The 16,095-nt window shown below is 55.6% G+C and carries 13 protein-coding genes, 4 tRNA genes and 1 pseudogene; 13 read left to right on the top strand and 5 right to left on the bottom strand.

Annotated features, from left to right (window positions below):
- Positions 1-81 precede the first annotated feature (81 nt).
- Positions 82-1,020 (bottom strand): D-alanyl-D-alanine endopeptidase, encoded by a 939-nt coding sequence (gene pbpG / locus AC07O1_RS19635; RefSeq protein ID WP_494994114.1) that lies wholly within the window; start codon positions 1,018-1,020, stop codon positions 82-84.
- A gap of 201 nt (positions 1,021-1,221) precedes the next feature.
- Between pbpG and AC07O1_RS19630 the strand changes: the two genes are divergently transcribed.
- The gene (locus AC07O1_RS19630) at positions 1,222-1,422 is read left to right on the top strand and encodes a hypothetical protein (protein ID WP_495089816.1); all 201 of its coding nucleotides are present in this window, start codon (positions 1,222-1,224) and stop codon (positions 1,420-1,422) included.
- Between the two features lie 87 nt (positions 1,423-1,509).
- On the opposite strand, the gene folD is transcribed toward AC07O1_RS19630, so the two are convergent.
- Entirely contained in the window at positions 1,510-2,364 is an 855-nt protein-coding gene (gene folD / locus AC07O1_RS19625; protein WP_494994113.1) for a bifunctional methylenetetrahydrofolate dehydrogenase/methenyltetrahydrofolate cyclohydrolase FolD, read from the bottom strand.
- A 280-nt stretch (positions 2,365-2,644) separates the two neighbouring features.
- On the opposite strand from folD, the gene AC07O1_RS19620 reads away from it, so the two are divergent.
- The 10 genes from AC07O1_RS19620 (at position 2,645) to AC07O1_RS19575 (ending at position 12,033) form a co-directional block, all read left to right on the top strand.
- Positions 2,645-2,721: transfer RNA gene (locus AC07O1_RS19620), tRNA-Arg, on the top strand.
- 40 nt (positions 2,722-2,761) lie between these two features.
- Positions 2,762-2,837: transfer RNA gene (locus AC07O1_RS19615), tRNA-His, on the top strand.
- A gap of 56 nt (positions 2,838-2,893) precedes the next feature.
- Positions 2,894-2,978: transfer RNA gene (locus AC07O1_RS19610), tRNA-Leu, on the top strand.
- 422 nt (positions 2,979-3,400) lie between these two features.
- Complete coding sequence (gene tig, locus AC07O1_RS19605) at positions 3,401-4,711, top strand: trigger factor (protein ID WP_495089815.1); 1,311 nt, start codon at positions 3,401-3,403, stop codon at positions 4,709-4,711.
- Positions 4,712-4,802: 91 nt separating this feature from the next.
- Positions 4,803-5,444, top strand: a complete 642-nt coding sequence (gene clpP / locus AC07O1_RS19600; RefSeq protein WP_489072213.1) for an ATP-dependent Clp endopeptidase proteolytic subunit ClpP — start codon at positions 4,803-4,805, stop codon at positions 5,442-5,444.
- 106 nt (positions 5,445-5,550) lie between these two features.
- Positions 5,551-6,834: an ATP-dependent Clp protease ATP-binding subunit ClpX gene (clpX, locus tag AC07O1_RS19595; RefSeq protein WP_494994111.1), complete on the top strand. Its 1,284-nt coding sequence runs from the start codon at positions 5,551-5,553 to the stop codon at positions 6,832-6,834.
- Positions 6,835-7,112: 278 nt separating this feature from the next.
- Complete coding sequence (lon, locus tag AC07O1_RS19590; protein ID WP_494994110.1) at positions 7,113-9,509, top strand: endopeptidase La; 2,397 nt, start codon at positions 7,113-7,115, stop codon at positions 9,507-9,509.
- A gap of 148 nt (positions 9,510-9,657) precedes the next feature.
- Positions 9,658-9,930 (top strand): HU family DNA-binding protein, encoded by a 273-nt coding sequence (locus AC07O1_RS19585; RefSeq protein ID WP_002552737.1) that lies wholly within the window; start codon positions 9,658-9,660, stop codon positions 9,928-9,930.
- A 53-nt stretch (positions 9,931-9,983) separates the two neighbouring features.
- Positions 9,984-10,060 (top strand) — tRNA-Asp (locus AC07O1_RS19580).
- Positions 10,061-10,161: 101 nt separating this feature from the next.
- Complete coding sequence (locus tag AC07O1_RS19575; RefSeq protein ID WP_495089814.1) at positions 10,162-12,033, top strand: SurA N-terminal domain-containing protein; 1,872 nt, start codon at positions 10,162-10,164, stop codon at positions 12,031-12,033.
- An 85-nt stretch (positions 12,034-12,118) separates the two neighbouring features.
- On the opposite strand, the pseudogene AC07O1_RS19570 reads toward AC07O1_RS19575, so the two are convergent.
- Positions 12,119-12,355: pseudogene (locus AC07O1_RS19570) on the bottom strand (MFS transporter); the annotation flags it as partial.
- A gap of 152 nt (positions 12,356-12,507) precedes the next feature.
- Here AC07O1_RS19570 and AC07O1_RS19565 point away from each other — a divergent pair.
- Together AC07O1_RS19565 and AC07O1_RS19560 are read left to right on the top strand one after the other, a co-directional pair.
- The gene (locus AC07O1_RS19565; protein WP_495089813.1) at positions 12,508-13,416 is read left to right on the top strand and encodes a DUF2242 domain-containing protein; all 909 of its coding nucleotides are present in this window, start codon (positions 12,508-12,510) and stop codon (positions 13,414-13,416) included.
- A 231-nt stretch (positions 13,417-13,647) separates the two neighbouring features.
- Positions 13,648-13,809: a hypothetical protein gene (locus AC07O1_RS19560; RefSeq protein WP_494994107.1), complete on the top strand. Its 162-nt coding sequence runs from the start codon at positions 13,648-13,650 to the stop codon at positions 13,807-13,809.
- A gap of 15 nt (positions 13,810-13,824) precedes the next feature.
- Here AC07O1_RS19560 and AC07O1_RS19555 read toward each other — a convergent pair whose 3' ends face one another.
- Together AC07O1_RS19555 and AC07O1_RS19550 are read right to left on the bottom strand one after the other, a co-directional pair.
- Positions 13,825-14,865 carry an AraC family transcriptional regulator gene (locus tag AC07O1_RS19555; RefSeq protein WP_495089812.1) on the bottom strand — a complete coding sequence of 347 codons (1,041 nt, stop codon included), beginning with the start codon at positions 14,863-14,865 and terminating at the stop codon, positions 13,825-13,827.
- 3 nt (positions 14,866-14,868) lie between these two features.
- Positions 14,869-15,999: a carbon-nitrogen hydrolase family protein gene (locus AC07O1_RS19550; protein WP_495089811.1), complete on the bottom strand. Its 1,131-nt coding sequence runs from the start codon at positions 15,997-15,999 to the stop codon at positions 14,869-14,871.
- Positions 16,000-16,095 lie beyond the last annotated feature (96 nt).

Genomic DNA, 16,095 nt, shown 5'->3' with positions numbered 1-16,095 from the left:
AAAAAACGGCGCTCTTGAGCGCCGTTTATTGTGACGGCCCTGACATGACGTTCAGGGCTTTTTCATTAGGTTTCCCAAGGGTTAATCAGCACTCTGCGCTACACCACCATGACGGTTCTTGAGGTTCTTTTCAGCTTTGTAACGTACGGCAACTTCCGGCACGGAACCGCTTTTCCCGGTTTCGACCCAGTTTCGGATGCGGGTGGCGTCGGCGAAATGCGTGTATTTGCCAAAGGCATCAAGAATCACCAGGGCGACCTGGCGATCGCCCATAACGGTCACCAATACCAGGCAGTGACCGGCCTGGTTGGTAAAGCCGGTCTTGGTCAACTTGATGTCCCAGCTGGCCTTGTTGATCAAGTGATCGGTGTTATGAAAGCCCAAGGTGTAGTTCGGCTTGCGGAAAGCCACGGTCTTTTCCTTGGTGGTGCTCAGCTCCCTCAACATCGGATATTTGCGGGCGGCTTCCAGCAGCTTGCTCAAGTCGCGGGCAGTGGATACGTTATGGATCGACAGGCCGGTGGGTTCGACGTAATGGGTGCTGGTCATGCCCAGCGCTTTGGCTTTGGCGTTCATCGCAGCGATAAACGCCGCATAACCACCTGGATAGTGATGGGCCAGGCTGGCGGCTGCACGGTTTTCCGAGGACATCAGCGCGATCAGCAGCATTTCTCTGCGGCTGAGTTCACTGTTGAGTTTGACGCGAGAAAACACACCTTTCATTTCCGGGGTGTCGCTGATCGACACGGAAATGTATTCGTCCATCGACTGCTTGGCGTCCAGAACGACCATGCCAGTCATCAGCTTGGTGACTGAAGCGATCGGCACGATGACGTCCGGGTTGCTCGAATAGATGACTTTATTAGTCTGCAGGTCGACCAGTATCGCGCTACCGGATGCGATGTGCAGATGGGAAGTGTCTCGGGGCGCCGCGATGGTTTCACGAGCGTTGACGCTCGGCGTGATGAAAGTGCCTGTAAATGCGAAAACCAGGCTCAGGATCGAAATACGAATTTTCACGCGGGTGGACTCGTTAAAAGATGGATATGCCGTTGTGTAACGGGGCTTTCTCGAAAAACGTTACATTTTATGAGTATGGTCGAAGAACTGTCGATTGTTCTTCGGCAGCCAGTCGAAAACCTTAAAAAAATATAAAAAAACGGGGGGGTATCCCTGACACGGGATGCTCCACTGCCGAGGTATCTAAACGATTTCCGTGGTGTGCGGGATATCCTGCCAAGCTGGTGCATTTGCGGGCGGCGGATCGTCATCGTTCATGAGTTGCGCAAGCTGGCCAATGGCTTGATTGACGAGCTGGAAAGCGGTCCTTCTGATCGAGCAATCATGATGGGTCTGGAAAAACGTTTGCAGAAACTGGCGCACCGTGCGCAGCTTAATGCAGCACTGGCAGAGCGGGCTTAACGATTTAAGGGTGTTTCAAGGCGCTAAAACAAAGAACCCCGCCAAGTGGCGGGGTTCTTTGTTCAAGTCTTTAAGTAATACCTGAACTTAGCTGTGCAGCGTTTCTGCCGCGTACAGTGTGTTTTCCAGCAGGCAGGCGCGAGTCATCGGGCCAACCCCCCCTGGAACTGGCGTGATCCAGCCAGCGCGGGGCAGGGCGGTTTCATAAACCACATCGCCCACCAGCTTGCCGTCTTCCTGGCGGTTGATGCCAACATCGATGACGATCGCGCCTTCCTTGATCCACTCACCTTTGACCAGACCTGGCTTGCCAGCGGCTACAACCACCAGGTCAGCGCGGCCAACGTGGCCAGCCAGGTCCTTGGTGAAGCGGTGGGTGACGGTGACGGTGCAGCCGGCCAGCAGCAATTCCATCGCCATCGGACGCCCGACAATGTTGGAAGCGCCAACCACCACTGCATCCATCCCATAAAGGTCGGCGCCGGTGCTTTCCAGTAAGGTGATGATGCCTTTAGGTGTGCAAGGGCGAAGCAGTGGAATGCGTTGCGCCAGACGGCCGACGTTATAAGGGTGGAAACCATCCACGTCTTTGTCCGGGCGAATGCGCTCCAGCAGCCTGGAGGCATCCAGCTGTTCAGGAAGAGGGAGCTGAAGCAGAATGCCGTCGATCCTGGGGTCATCGTTCAGGCGATCGATCAGATCGGTCAGTGCTTCTTGAGTGGTGTCGGAGGGCAAGTCATAGGCTTGCGAAAGGAAGCCGACCTCTTCGCAGTCTTTACGCTTGTGCGAGACATAAACTTGAGAGGCGGGGTCGCTGCCGACCAGGATCACCGCGAGGCCAGGAGTGCGCAGGCCTTGCTGGCGACGCTCGGCGACACGTTTGGCGATCTGCTGGCGCAGGCTAGCGGCGATCGCTTTGCCGTCGATTAGTTGTGCAGTCATGACGCGTGATTAACCATCGAGAGGGGAAAGAAAAGAGAACGCATTCTCGCATGTCGTGACGTGAGGGCAAAGGCGCTTGGTCTGCAAATTCCCCTAACCCCTTTAATCAAATGAATTTTTTTCAAAAAAGAGTTGACGACCTTTCCGGTCGTCTATAACATTCGTCGCACTTGTCGGGCACAGCCTAGCACTGGTTAAGAAGGTTGAGTCGGGTTGCTGTTTAACTCGGTAAGACTGAAAGCACTTAGTTTGTAATCGTCCAAGAATACAGATTAACAAGGCGCCCGTAGCTCAGCTGGATAGAGCATCCGCCTTCTAAGCGGATGGTCGCAGGTTCGAGTCCTGCCGGGTGCGCCATTAGGCAGCTTTGGCACAAGTAACGCAACAAGGCAATATGGTGGGCGTAGCTCAGTTGGTAGAGCACGGGATTGTGACTCCCGTTGTCGAGGGTTCGATCCCCTTCGTCCACCCCATATTTAGAAAGGCGCCAGATTAATAGTCTGGCGCCTTTGCTTTAAAAGCTTGATACGCGGACGTGGTGGAATTGGTAGACACACTGGATTTAGGTTCCAGCGCCGCAAGGTGTAAGAGTTCGAGTCTCTTCGTCCGCACCAATTAAGTAGCTATTTGATAGCAGATAACGGCGCAGCACCTGAAAAGGGCTGCGCCGTTTTCGTTTCAGAAGCGTGAATTTCCAGGATGGCTGCTGGCATTGGGCTGAAAGGGTGGCGAGTCATCGCCATTTTGTCGCTGGATGGTGCTGTGTTTGCCTGCCGTGTACCTTGTCGGTTCGGCTGCCAGGGATGTGCCCGCTGATTCCTTCTATATATAGAAGGGTTGGTGTAGAGGCCTTGGCGTGATTCGCTGTATTTGCTCTCAGGGCGAGGCGCAACCGTTTGTCCCCGCCTATAAATTGCCTGCTGCTTTTTTACCCGTTTTCAGTAGGGTGACTTCTTGAGTTTGACCCACTAGAATGCATGCCCTTGATTCTGGGGTCGGAAACGGCCGGCTAACGTCTGTGCAACGAGGAATATCCATGCAAGTTTCTGTTGAAAATACTTCTGCTCTTGAGCGCCGCATGAGCATCACCGTGCCAGCTGAGCGCATCGAGACCCAAGTCAACAAGCGTCTGCAGCAGACTGCCCAAAAGGCCAAAATTGCAGGCTTCCGTCCTGGCAAGGTGCCAATGAGCGTGATTCGTCAGCGTTACGAAGCTGATGCGCGTCAAGAGGCTGTGGGCGATGTGATCCAGGCTTCCTTCTACGAAGCTGTTGTCGAGCAGAAGCTGAACCCGGCTGGCGCTCCTTCCGTAGAGCCTAAAGTCCTGGAAAAGGGCAAGGACCTGGAATACGTAGCTACTTTCGAAGTGTTTCCTGAATTCACCGTTGCCGGCTTCGACTCCATCGCCGTCGAGCGCCTGAGCGCTGACGTGGCGGACGCCGATCTCGACAAGATGCTGGAAGTGCTGCGCAAGCAGAACATCCGTTTTGAGCAAGCCGATCGCGCTGCCCAGAACGAAGATCAGTTGAACATCGATTTCGTTGGCAAGGTCGACGGTGAAGTGTTCGCTGGTGGTTCTGCCAAGGGTACTCAGCTGGTCCTGGGTTCCGGCCGCATGATCCCTGGCTTCGAAGACGGTCTGGTTGGCGCTAAAGCTGGCGAAGAGCGTGTTCTGAACCTGACCTTCCCTGAGGACTATCAGAACCTGGACCTGGCCAGCAAGGCAGCAGAGTTCACCGTTACCGTGAACACTGTGTCCGAGCCGAAGCTGCCGGAATTGAGCGAAGAATTCTTCGCTCAGTTCGGTATCAAGGAAGCGGGTATTGACGGTTTCCGCGCCGAAGTTCGCAAGAACATGGAGCGTGAGCTGCGCCAGGCGATCAAATCCAAGGTCAAGAATCAGGTAATGGACGGTCTGCTGGCCACCAACCCGATCGAAGTGCCGAAGTCCCTGCTCGAGAATGAAGTGAACCGTCTGCGCGTTCAGGCCGTTCAGCAGTTCGGTGGCAACATCAAGCCTGATCAACTGCCGGCCGAACTGTTCGAAGAACAAGCCAAGCGCCGCGTGGTGCTGGGTCTGATCGTTGCTGAAGTGGTCAAGCAATTCGACCTCAAGCCTGACGAAACCCGTGTTCGCGAGCTGATCCAGGAAATGGCTTCCGCTTATCAGGAGCCTGAGCAGGTTGTGGCCTGGTACTACAAGAACGACCAGCAGCTGAACGAAGTCCGTTCGGTTGTGCTGGAAGAACAAGTTGTGGATACTGTTCTGCAGAAAGCTAGCGTGACCGACAAATCGGTCTCTTACGAAGAAGCGGTCAAGCCGGTAGAAGCTCCACAAGCCGACTGATTTTTTCTTAGTTTGAAATACACACATAAGCCAGCCTTCGCGCTGGCTTATGCGTATTCAAGACATAACTATTTGGGAGTGACTGCCGGACATGTCCCGCAATTCTTATTATCAGCAGAGCTCTGACATCCAGGCCGCAGGCGGCCTGGTCCCGATGGTTATCGAGCAGTCTGCCCGTGGCGAACGTGCCTACGACATCTACTCGCGCCTTCTCAAGGAGCGGGTGATTTTCCTGATTGGTCCGGTAGAAGACTACATGGCCAACCTGGTTGCGGCGCAACTGCTGTTCCTTGAAGCGGAAAACCCGGACAAGGACATCCATCTTTACATCAACTCACCAGGCGGTTCGGTGACTGCGGGCATGTCGATCTACGACACCATGCAATTCATCAAACCTGACGTTTCGACCATCTGCATCGGCCAGGCCTGCAGCATGGGTGCTTTCCTGCTCGCCGGTGGCGCTGCGGGCAAGCGTCACTGCCTGCCTAACTCGCGCATGATGATTCACCAGCCGTTGGGCGGCTTCCAGGGGCAAGCGTCGGATATCGACATCCATGCCAAGGAAATCCTCTCTATTCGTCATCGCTTGAACTCGTTGCTGGCCCATCACACCGGGCAAAGCCTCGAAACCGTCGAGCGTGATACCGAACGTGATAACTTCATGGGCGCGGAACGTGCGGCCGAATATGGCCTGATCGACTCCGTGATCACGAAGCGTCAAATGCCTGCCTAAGCAGCTCAAATGTAGGTGGTTGGGTTAACTGGCCACCTGCGGGCTTGAAAAAGCCTGCAATTGCCTTCATCTTGTGTTGCAAGCCTATCGGATTTGGATCGATCGAATGACTGACACCCGCAACGGCGAGGACAACGGCAAATTGCTCTATTGCTCCTTCTGTGGCAAAAGCCAGCATGAAGTACGCAAATTGATTGCCGGCCCCTCGGTCTTTATCTGCGACGAATGCGTCGACCTGTGCAATGACATCATCCGCGAGGAGGTGCAGGAAGCACAGGCTGAAAGCAGCGCGCATAAATTGCCTTCGCCTAAAGAAATCAGCAGCATCCTTGATCAGTATGTGATTGGTCAGGAGCGTGCGAAAAAGGTTTTGGCTGTAGCGGTGTACAACCACTACAAACGCCTCAACCAGCGCGACAAAAAGAATGACGATGTCGAGCTCGGCAAAAGCAACATCTTGCTGATCGGCCCTACAGGCTCGGGTAAAACCCTGCTTGCAGAGACACTGGCTCGCTTGCTGAACGTGCCTTTCACCATCGCTGACGCCACCACCCTCACCGAGGCGGGTTATGTCGGTGAAGATGTTGAAAACATCATTCAGAAACTGCTGCAGAAGTGCGATTACGACGTAGAGAAAGCTCAAATGGGCATTGTCTATATCGATGAGATCGACAAGATCTCGCGTAAATCTGATAACCCTTCGATTACCCGGGACGTTTCCGGCGAAGGCGTGCAGCAGGCGCTGCTTAAATTGATCGAAGGCACTGTCGCTTCCGTTCCGCCTCAAGGTGGTCGCAAGCATCCGCAGCAAGAGTTCCTTCAGGTCGATACGCGTAACATCCTGTTCATTTGCGGTGGTGCGTTCTCCGGGCTGGAAAAGGTGATTCAAAGCCGTTCTACCCGTGGTGGCATCGGCTTCAACGCTGAAGTGCGTAGCAAGGAAGAGGGTAAGAAGGTTGGTGAATCCCTGCGTGAAGTCGAGCCTGATGATTTGGTCAAGTTCGGTCTGATCCCGGAATTCGTTGGTCGTCTACCGGTTCTGGCAACCCTGGACGAGCTCGACGAAGCTGCTTTGATGCAGATTCTCACCGAGCCGAAAAATGCTCTGACCAAGCAGTACGCCAAGCTGTTCGAGATGGAAGGCGTCGATCTTGAGTTCCGTACCGACGCTCTCAAGTCGGTGGCCAAGCGTGCGCTTGAGCGCAAGACCGGTGCTCGTGGATTGCGTTCGATCCTCGAAGGTGTATTGCTGGACACTATGTATGAGATCCCCTCGCAATCCGAGGTGAGTAAAGTAGTGATCGACGAAAGCGTTATAGAAGGCAAGTCCAAGCCACTGTATCTCTACGAAAACAGTGAGCCGACAGCCAAGGCAGCGCCAGACGCTTGAGCGTCGCACTGCTGGATTTAAAGAAGGGGCCTTCGGGCCCCTTTGCTTTTGTTGTCTGTAGGAGCCGAGCTTGCTCGCGATGGACTCAAGGGTGGCGCGTTTATTCAGAAAGCACGCGTTATCGTTAACGTCCATCGCGAGCAATCCGGCTACTCTTACAGGTACAGACAGGCTTTAAGTACTGTTTTGAGCTTGTTTTTTTTCAAGGCAGCCCCCATCTTGGTTTCAAGCTTACTCCCATCTGTTTACGGCCTTATGGCCGCCGTAGAGGCGAAATCATGAAGACAACCATCGAATTGCCTCTCCTGCCATTGCGTGATGTTGTGGTTTATCCGCACATGGTTATCCCGCTGTTCGTGGGGCGCGAGAAATCTATCGAAGCCCTCGAGGCCGCGATGACGGGCGACAAGCAGATTCTCCTGCTGGCTCAGAGAAACCCTGCTGACGACGATCCCGGTGAAGACGCACTTTATCGCGTAGGTACCATTGCAACGGTTCTGCAGCTGCTCAAGCTGCCTGATGGCACGGTCAAAGTGTTGGTCGAAGGTGAGCAACGCGGTGCGATCGAGCGTTTCAGCGAAGTGGACGGCCACTGCCGCGCCGAAGTTTCGCTGATTGACGAAGTTGATGCTCCTGAGCGCGAGTCGGAAGTATTTGTCCGCAGCTTGCTGGCTCAGTTCGAGCAATATGTGCAGTTGGGCAAAAAAGTCCCTGCCGAGGTGCTGTCGTCCCTCAACAGCATCGACGAGCCGAGTCGCCTGGTCGATACCATGGCGGCGCACATGGCGCTGAAAATCGAGCAGAAGCAGGAAATTCTCGAAATCATCGATTTGTCGGCCCGGGTCGAGCACGTTCTGGCGTTGCTGGATGCCGAGATCGATCTGTTGCAAGTTGAAAAACGCATTCGTGGTCGCGTCAAAAAGCAAATGGAGCGCAGCCAGCGCGAGTACTACCTGAATGAGCAGATGAAGGCCATTCAGAAAGAGCTGGGTGATAGCGACGAAGGCCATAATGAAATCGAGGAGCTGAAAAAGCGCATCGATGCCGCCGGTTTGCCGAAAGATGCCATGACCAAGGCTCAGGCCGAGCTGAACAAGCTTAAGCAAATGTCGCCAATGTCAGCGGAAGCGACAGTGGTGCGTTCTTATCTCGACTGGCTGGTTCAGGTGCCGTGGAAGGCCCAGAGCAAGGTGCGCCTGGACCTGGCGCGGGCTGAAGATATTCTCGATGCCGACCATTACGGGCTTGAAGAAGTCAAAGAACGGATCCTCGAATACCTCGCAGTGCAAAAGCGCGTGAAGAAAATTCGTGGCCCGGTGTTGTGCCTGGTCGGTCCTCCAGGGGTGGGTAAAACCTCGCTGGCTGAATCGATTGCCCATGCGACCAACCGTAAATTTGTTCGCATGGCGCTCGGCGGCGTGCGTGACGAAGCGGAAATTCGTGGTCATCGGCGGACTTACATCGGTTCGATGCCAGGAAGATTGATTCAAAAGATGACAAAGGTTGGCGTGCGCAACCCGCTGTTCCTGCTCGATGAAATCGACAAGATGGGTAGCGACATGCGCGGTGACCCGGCTTCGGCTTTGCTCGAGGTGCTCGATCCCGAGCAGAATCACAATTTCAACGACCATTACCTGGAAGTCGATTACGACCTTTCCGATGTAATGTTCCTCTGCACCGCCAACTCGATGAACATCCCGGCGGCATTGCTCGACCGGATGGAAGTCATTCGTCTGCCCGGTTACACCGAGGACGAGAAGATCAACATCGCCGTCAAATACCTCTCGCCCAAGCAGATTCAGGCCAACGGCTTGAAGAAAGGCGAACTGGAATTCGACGCCGAAGCGATCCGCGACATCATTCGCTACTACACCCGCGAAGCCGGTGTACGTGGGCTTGAGCGTCAGATTGCCAAGGTTTGCCGCAAGGCGGTCAAAGAGCATTCCCTGGAAAAACGCTTCTCGGTGAAAGTGACCGCCGAGCTGTTGGAGCACTTCCTGGGCGTGCGCAAATTCCGCTACGGCCTGGCTGAACAGCAGGATCAGATCGGGCAAGTGACAGGCCTGGCCTGGACTCAGGTGGGTGGTGAGTTGCTGACCATCGAAGCCGCCGTGGTTCCCGGCAAGGGCCAACTGATCAAGACCGGTTCCTTGGGTGACGTGATGGTCGAGTCGATCACCGCGGCGCTGACGGTTGTTCGCAGTCGTGCGAAAAGCCTGGGGATCCCTCTGGACTTCCACGAGAAGCGCGATACCCACATCCACATGCCGGAAGGGGCTACACCTAAAGACGGTCCTAGCGCTGGTGTAGGCATGTGCACCGCTCTGGTGTCCGCACTGACCGGGATTCCGGTGCGTGCAGATGTCGCCATGACAGGTGAAATTACCCTGCGTGGTCAGGTTCTGGCGATTGGCGGCCTCAAGGAAAAGCTGTTGGCGGCACATCGCGGCGGGATCAAAATCGTGATCATTCCTGAAGAGAATGTCCGCGACTTGAAGGAAATTCCTGACAATATCAAGCAAGATCTTCAGATTAAACCAGTTAAATGGATTGACGAGGTCCTGCAAATTGCGCTGCAATACGCGCCGGAGCCCTTGCCGGATGTGGCTCCCGAGATAGTTGCAAAGGATGAAAAGCGCGAGTCTGACTCTAAGGAAAGAATTAGCACGCATTAGTACGCATTAGCCTGGGGGGCTTCCTTGACAGCTTTTTAGAGCCCTTGTTATAAAGCGGCTCTTAAGTGTCTGTAGGCCATTCAGCACTCGTTTTTGCTTTCACCAAAAAACTTAGAATCATACTCAAATAGATATAAGGGGACTTAGAGTGAACAAGTCGGAACTGATTGATGCTATCGCTGCATCCGCTGATATCCCGAAAGCTGCTGCTGGCCGTGCGCTGGACGCAGTAATCGAATCCGTCACTGGCGCTCTCAAGGCTGGCGACTCTGTTGTACTGGTTGGTTTCGGCACTTTCTCCGTTACCGATCGTCCAGCTCGCATTGGTCGTAACCCACAGACCGGTAAGACGCTGGAAATCGCAGCAGCCAAAAAACCAGGTTTCAAAGCCGGTAAAGCACTGAAAGAAGCTGTTAACTAAGTTTCTTCAAAGTCTTTACCCATCCGGGTCGGGGTCAGTCCTGACTTGGCAGCGGAGCGGTAGTTCAGTCGGTTAGAATACCGGCCTGTCACGCCGGGGGTCGCGGGTTCGAGTCCCGTCCGCTCCGCCAGTTACGAGAAGGCGCATCCTCGGATGCGCCTTTCTTCTATCCGGATTCTACCCACGCTCCACGGTTGCTTAATTTGAAGTACAACCGTTTATGGGGGACGCATGCTGCAGAATATCAGGGACAATTCACAAGGCTGGATTGCCAAGACCATTATTGGAGTCATCGTTGCACTGATGGCTTTGACCGGTTTCGACGCCATTTTCAAGGCCACCACACATACCAATGATGCGGCCAAGGTGAACGGCGAAGACATCAGCCAGAATGAGCTGAGCCAGGCGGTCGATATGCAACGCCGTCAGCTCATGCAACGGCTGGGCAAGGATTTCGATGCTTCCTTGCTCGACGAAAAGATGCTGCGTGAAGCCGCTCTGAAAGGGCTGATCGATCGCAAATTGTTGCTGCAGGGCGCAAACAGTTCGAAATTCGCTTTCTCCGAAGCTGCTTTGGATCAAGTGATTCTGCAAACGCCTGAGTTTTTGGTCGACGGCAAGTTCAGCTCCGAGCGTTTCGATCAGGTGATCCGTCAGTTGGGTTACAACCGTCTGCAATTCCGTCAGATGCTGACGCAGGAAATGCTGATCGGTCAGCTGCGTGCCGGTCTGGCAGGTAGCGGTTTCGTGACCGATGCACAGGTTATGGCTTTCGCCCGTCTGGAAAAACAGACTCGCGATTTCGCCTCCTTGAATATCAAGGCTGACCCGGCGGCAGTCAAACTGACCGATGATGAGATCAAGGCTTACTACGACGAGCACGCCAAGGAGTTCATGTCTCCTGATCAGGTGGTGATCGATTACCTCGAGTTGAAGAAATCCTCTTTCTTTGATCAGATCAGCGTCAAGGACGAGGACCTGCAGGCTCAGTATCAGAAAGAAACTGCGAACCTCTCCGAGCAACGTCGGGCGGCGCACATTCTGATTGAAGTGAATGACAAGGTGAACGAGGCGCAAGCCAAGGCCAGAATCGACGAAGTTCAACAACGTCTGGCCAAGGGTGAAAGCTTCGAAGCGTTGGCCAAAGAGTTCTCGCAGGATCCGGGCTCGGCAGCTAACGGCGGTGACCTCGGTTACGCAGGTCCAGGTGTCTACGACCCAAGCTTTGAAAAGGCCTTGTACGCCTTGAACAAGGATCAGGTTTCGGCACCGGTTCGCACTGACTTCGGTTGGCACTTGATCAAGCTGTTGGGCGTTGAGGCACCTCAAGTGCCGAGCTTTGCCAGCCTGAAAGACAAGCTGACCAAAGAGCTGAAAACCCAACAGGTCGAGCAGCGCTTTGTCGAGGCGACCAAGCAATTGGAGGACTCCTCGTTCGAAGCTTCCGATCTGTCTCAGCCGGCTCAAGACCTGAAACTGACCGTTCACACCTCGGCGCCATTCGGTCGTGAAGGTGGCGATGGTGTTGCCGCCAACCGTGCGGTTTTGCAAGCAGCGTTCAGTCCTGAAGTGCTGGATGAGGGGGCTAACAGCACCGCCATCGAGCTGGATCCGGAAACTGTTGTGGTGCTGCGTGCCAAAGAGCATCGCAAGCCTGAACAACTGCCTCTGGAAAGCGTTGCCGGCAGCATCCGCGTGCAATTGGCCAAGGAGCATGCAAGTGCTGCCGCCAAGGCCAAGGCTGAAACACTGATTGCCGGTCTGCGCGATGGCAAGACACCGTTGACCCAAGCGGTGGATGGTCAGAACTGGAAAGTGACTGGGGCCGTAACCCGTGGTCAGGAAGGCATCGATCCAACGGTGCTGCAAGCACTGTTCCGTATGCCGAAACCTGTAGCCAAGGACAAGCCGACTTTCAGCAGCGTGACCCTGGCTGATGGTAGCTTGGTGATCGTGCGTCTGAACGGCGTGAACGAAGCGGCAGCGCCTACCGAGGAAGAGAAAGCCCAGTATCGTCGCTTCCTTGCTTCGCGTATTGGTCAGCAAGACTTTGCGGCCTATCGCAAGCAACTTGAAAGCCAGGCGGACATCAAGCGCTTCTGATGCCTCACTGAGTCGACAAGTTGTAAACAAAGACCCCGGCCGCAAGGCCGGGGTCTTTGTATGGGTTATCGATGCCGGTAAGGGAGGCTGTGATACTGTTGACGATAGAAAAGCCGCCAATCGCAATCAGCAGCAAGGGGCGACGGCGCCAGCCCCGGTTGACGCTGGTCAGGGGGATCGCCGTCAGTAACGAGCCGAAGACGTAAAGCGTGACCAACTGGCCGACCCATGCTTGCGAAACGCTCAGGTCCTCGCTCATTCGTGGCAGCAGGCCCGCCGGCAAGGCTTCTGTCATGACGGTAATGAAGCCTGCGGTGGTCAGGTTGCGGGTGTTCATGGATCATTTGTGTACGTGATTTTTTCCCGCAAATAGCGGTCAGTAAGTTTGTAACGCTTTTAAGACACTAAACGGTACGCCCATGAGCGTCGATCTGTTGCACAATACGCCTCGAACCGTTTTGCTCAGGATTTTCAATGTTTAAATCATTCCACTTGCGTGTTGCTGTACTGGCGCTTGTGATGGCAGGCGCAGCAGGTTGCTCGTCGCAAAAAGCCGCCATTTATGAGCATGAAAATTTCGCTGACTCCGGAACCTTCTCGCGCGACTACCCGATGAGCGATACCGCGACGTGCGAAGCCGCACGTCGCGCCTTGCTCAGTCAGGGCTATATCATCACCAGCAGCGATCCGAAGCTGGTCAGTGGTCACAAGAGCTTTCAGCAGACCGGTGAAACGCATATGGAGATCAGCTTCAGCGTTGTCTGTGCTGAAGACGGCAGTGCCGGTCACCACGCAACGATGTTCGCCAATGCCTTGCAGGATCGCTATGCGCTGAAAAAGACCAATAACTCCGCCAGTCTTGGGGTCGGTGTATTGGGTTCGGTGTCGATGCCAATTGGCTCCTCCGACGATTCGATGGTCAAGGTCGCCAGCGAAACAGTGTCTTCGGCCAAGTTTTATGAGCGTTTCTTTGCGCTGGTTGAACTGTTCATGCCGCCTGAGGCCAAGAAGGCTGCGAATATCACCGAGAAGCCGAAGGCCGATCTGGGGGTGCCCGAGCCCAAAGTCGTGCCTGCTGCTGTAGCGCCAACGCCAACGCCTGCTGTTGTAGCGCCAACGCCTGCGCCTGCTGCTGTAGCGCCAACACCAACACCTGCGCCCGCTGTTGTACCGGCCGCAGAACCTGCGCCAGTTGTTGTGCCAGCAGAAAGCGCGCCAGCGGTCTCAGAGCCTGTGGCGCCGTCAGCGAAAACCGCACCGATTGTCCCTGAGCAAACCGCGGCGCCAGTCCCGTCGGCTGAAACCGTAACACCACCGGCGAATCCAGCTTCGCTGCCGGCACCGACAGAGCCGATTCAGGCTCTGCCGGTTTCGGCTCAGTAAGCCCGGCCCGGACCGCTGCAGGATTGGCCTTGCCGATATCAATCCTGTAGCGGCTGATCGCTTGCGACAAGTGACTTCAGGCTGACTGCCCGTCATCGCCTGGGGCCTTCAGCGCGGCCAACACAATCATGCCAATACAATCGTTGCACAGCGGATGGCGGTAAATTCGCGGGGATCTGCTACGTTTGATTTTTAAGAGTCTGAGTGTCATGAAGGATTATTTTTTCCGTCATGAAGGCACTTTATGCTGAGAGCGAAGGTCATTTAAGCAATCGGTTTTACACTGCAACCAAAAAGGATGTCGCAATGGACGATTATCAGGAAGAGCTTCTCGAATATCAGGCGTTTGAACTCGATCCATTGGAACCTGCTGAAGACGCTACCGAGCTGTGATGGTGGTGGCGTGCGTCAGGCTGATTGGCGATGGCTTCGGCGAAATTCGCCGGGAGTCTGGCCATTCCAGCGTTTGAAGGCCCGTTGAAAGGCTTCGGCTGAGGCAAATCCCAGCAAGTAAGCAATCTCCCCGAACGCCAGCTCGGTGTCGCGGATGTAGGTCATGGCCAGATCACGCCGGGTGTCGTTGAGAATGGCGCGAAATTGCGTGCCTTCTTCGGCGAGCTTGCGGCGCAAGGTCCAGGTCGGCAGCTTCAGGCGTGCCGCCACTTCTTCCAGGTCGGGTTCCCGGCCACCATTGAGCAAGGGTCCCAGCAACTGAATAATGCGCTCACGCAGGCTGCGGGTTCGAGTCAGTTGCTCCAGCTCCCTTTCACACAGCTTGATCAGTAGACGCCAGGTGCTGGGGCAATGCTCAGGGTTGCGCAGCGCCAGACTGGCCTGGCTCAGACGCAGCTGATTGTGCTCAGCACCAAAATGGATAGGGCAGTCACCCAGCACTGCATAACATTCACGGTAATCCGGCTCGGCGAACTCGATGTCGATGCGCTCGGCGTGCAGCGGTTCGGGGCTCAGGCTGGATAACTGCTGTAGCCATCCGGCAATGATCGAATCCACCACGAAGCGGTTGTAGGCGTTATAGGGGCTGATGGAATAGAACCGCAGCCAGGCGCCTTGAGCATCTTCATGGAAGCTCGAATGGCCGCGATAGTTTGAGCCATACAAGGCTTCGAAACGGGTCAGGCAGCGCGCGGCTTCCCGAACCGTCGGTGCCTGGGCCGCCGTGACTCCGGCCAGGCCGGCCTGGCTGAGACGACTGAGCTGGCCCATGCGCAAGCCCAATGCCGGGTCTGCGGTCAGTTGAATGGCTGCGTGGCCCAGGCGCATGTAACGTGGAATCGACAGCCTTGCGCCGGCTTCGGCCAGGCGCGTCGGGTCGAGGCCATATTGATCGAGCAAATCCTGTGGGTCCAGGCCATGGCTGCGCACGGCGTCGGCAAGGCTATGGACAAAGCCAACAGATAGATCGCCGAGGCGCATCGGTAGCGGTTTCATCGGTTACAACCAGATGTTCAGCATACGGGCACCGCGGGCATCGCCGTCGGTGAGGGTTTGGCCGTTGCAGCTGATAAAGCTCTGGCCGTCGCTGCCTTGATCCCAGAGCTGGCCACGTAAAAACACGCTCACCGCGGCTATAGCGTGGTTGCCGGGAAGCTGGCTGGTCAGTGTCAGGCGATGCCAGGCGTCACCTTCGCTGAGCTCTCCGGGCTTGAGGCGGGTTTCGCTGGGAGTCGGCATGTTTTTGTACCCGCGCCAGGGTTTGTCCCATGTGCCGCGACCGGTAACGAAGGCCGGAACGGCAATCAACTGCGCGCCCTGGTCATTGAGTTTGCGGTAATTGTCGGGGTACCAGCTGTCTCTGCCGATCAATACGCCAAGGCGTCCTGCCGGGGTGTCGATGACGTTAATTGTCCTGTCGGCACCGGGCTGGATAAAACCGCGCTCATCGAATGCCGGATTGCGTTGACGCTGGGGTTGGCCGATCGGCAAGCCGTCGCTGCCGAACACCAGCGTGCTGTTGTACAGCGCGCCGCGACCGGCTTTTAGCTGGCTGTCGCTGACACTTGGCTCAGGCAGCACGATGGAACCTGCCACCAGCGTTACACCAAATTCCCTGGCCAGCCCGCCGAACAGTGCCTGGTAATCCCTGGCCATGGAGTCGGCTTTCATCCGCAGGTACGCGTCATCCAGACGACTGTCGCCTGTGGCGCTGATGAGTGCCCGTGCAAACGCCATTGGATTACTGACAGCCAGCCAGTTCATTGCCTCTTCAAGGCTGGAGGCTTGGTACACCTCATCTTTTTCGCCACTGACCATCAGCCAGGTACCGATATGCTCCGGCAGCACGACGATGGTTTTGTCATTCAGCAAGCCTAGATCCAGGGCTTGCTGCAAATAGGCCGCAAGCTTGCGATGCAATTGCTGGGGGCTTTGATAATCGGTGGGGAACAGTTCGGGCTGGATGCCCAGAAGGTTGCCGCGATCGGCGCGAATACCGTGATCCACGGCGAGCTTGATCCGCAAGTCCGACAAGTAATGGCCGACGGGGCGTTCGGCGGTCCACATCGCATAGAGGGTGATGGCGGCGATCAAAGCCAAGGAAAAGGTGAGGCTGAGAAGTTTGCGCATGGGAAAACAGTAAGCGGCCGCATACAGGGTTTGCCGACTAGGGTAGGGCCCATGCATGCGATTGCCAAGGGGCGCTGCACATTTGGATCAATAAGT

Source organism: Pseudomonas sp. GW821-FHT07G10, assembly GCF_059418545.1.
Note: the sequence above shows the minus strand (reverse complement) of the source record. Positions and strands in the feature narration are given on the sequence as shown.

What these genes read in the sequence shown, in the direction of transcription:
- folD (WP_494994113.1), bottom strand. Translation starts at nt 2,364, where the DNA reads ATGACTGCACAACTAATCGACGGCAAAGCGATCGCCGCTAGCCTGCGC.
- tig (WP_495089815.1), top strand. Translation starts at nt 3,401, where the DNA reads ATGCAAGTTTCTGTTGAAAATACTTCTGCTCTTGAGCGCCGCATGAGC.
- clpP (WP_489072213.1), top strand. Translation starts at nt 4,803, where the DNA reads ATGTCCCGCAATTCTTATTATCAGCAGAGCTCTGACATCCAGGCCGCA.
- clpX (WP_494994111.1), top strand. Translation starts at nt 5,551, where the DNA reads ATGACTGACACCCGCAACGGCGAGGACAACGGCAAATTGCTCTATTGC.
- lon (WP_494994110.1), top strand. Translation starts at nt 7,113, where the DNA reads ATGAAGACAACCATCGAATTGCCTCTCCTGCCATTGCGTGATGTTGTG.
- AC07O1_RS19575 (WP_495089814.1), top strand. Translation starts at nt 10,162, where the DNA reads ATGCTGCAGAATATCAGGGACAATTCACAAGGCTGGATTGCCAAGACC.
- AC07O1_RS19565 (WP_495089813.1), top strand. Translation starts at nt 12,508, where the DNA reads ATGTTTAAATCATTCCACTTGCGTGTTGCTGTACTGGCGCTTGTGATG.
- AC07O1_RS19560 (WP_494994107.1), top strand. Translation starts at nt 13,648, where the DNA reads ATGAAGGCACTTTATGCTGAGAGCGAAGGTCATTTAAGCAATCGGTTT.
- AC07O1_RS19555 (WP_495089812.1), bottom strand. Translation starts at nt 14,865, where the DNA reads ATGAAACCGCTACCGATGCGCCTCGGCGATCTATCTGTTGGCTTTGTC.
- AC07O1_RS19550 (WP_495089811.1), bottom strand. Translation starts at nt 15,999, where the DNA reads ATGCGCAAACTTCTCAGCCTCACCTTTTCCTTGGCTTTGATCGCCGCC.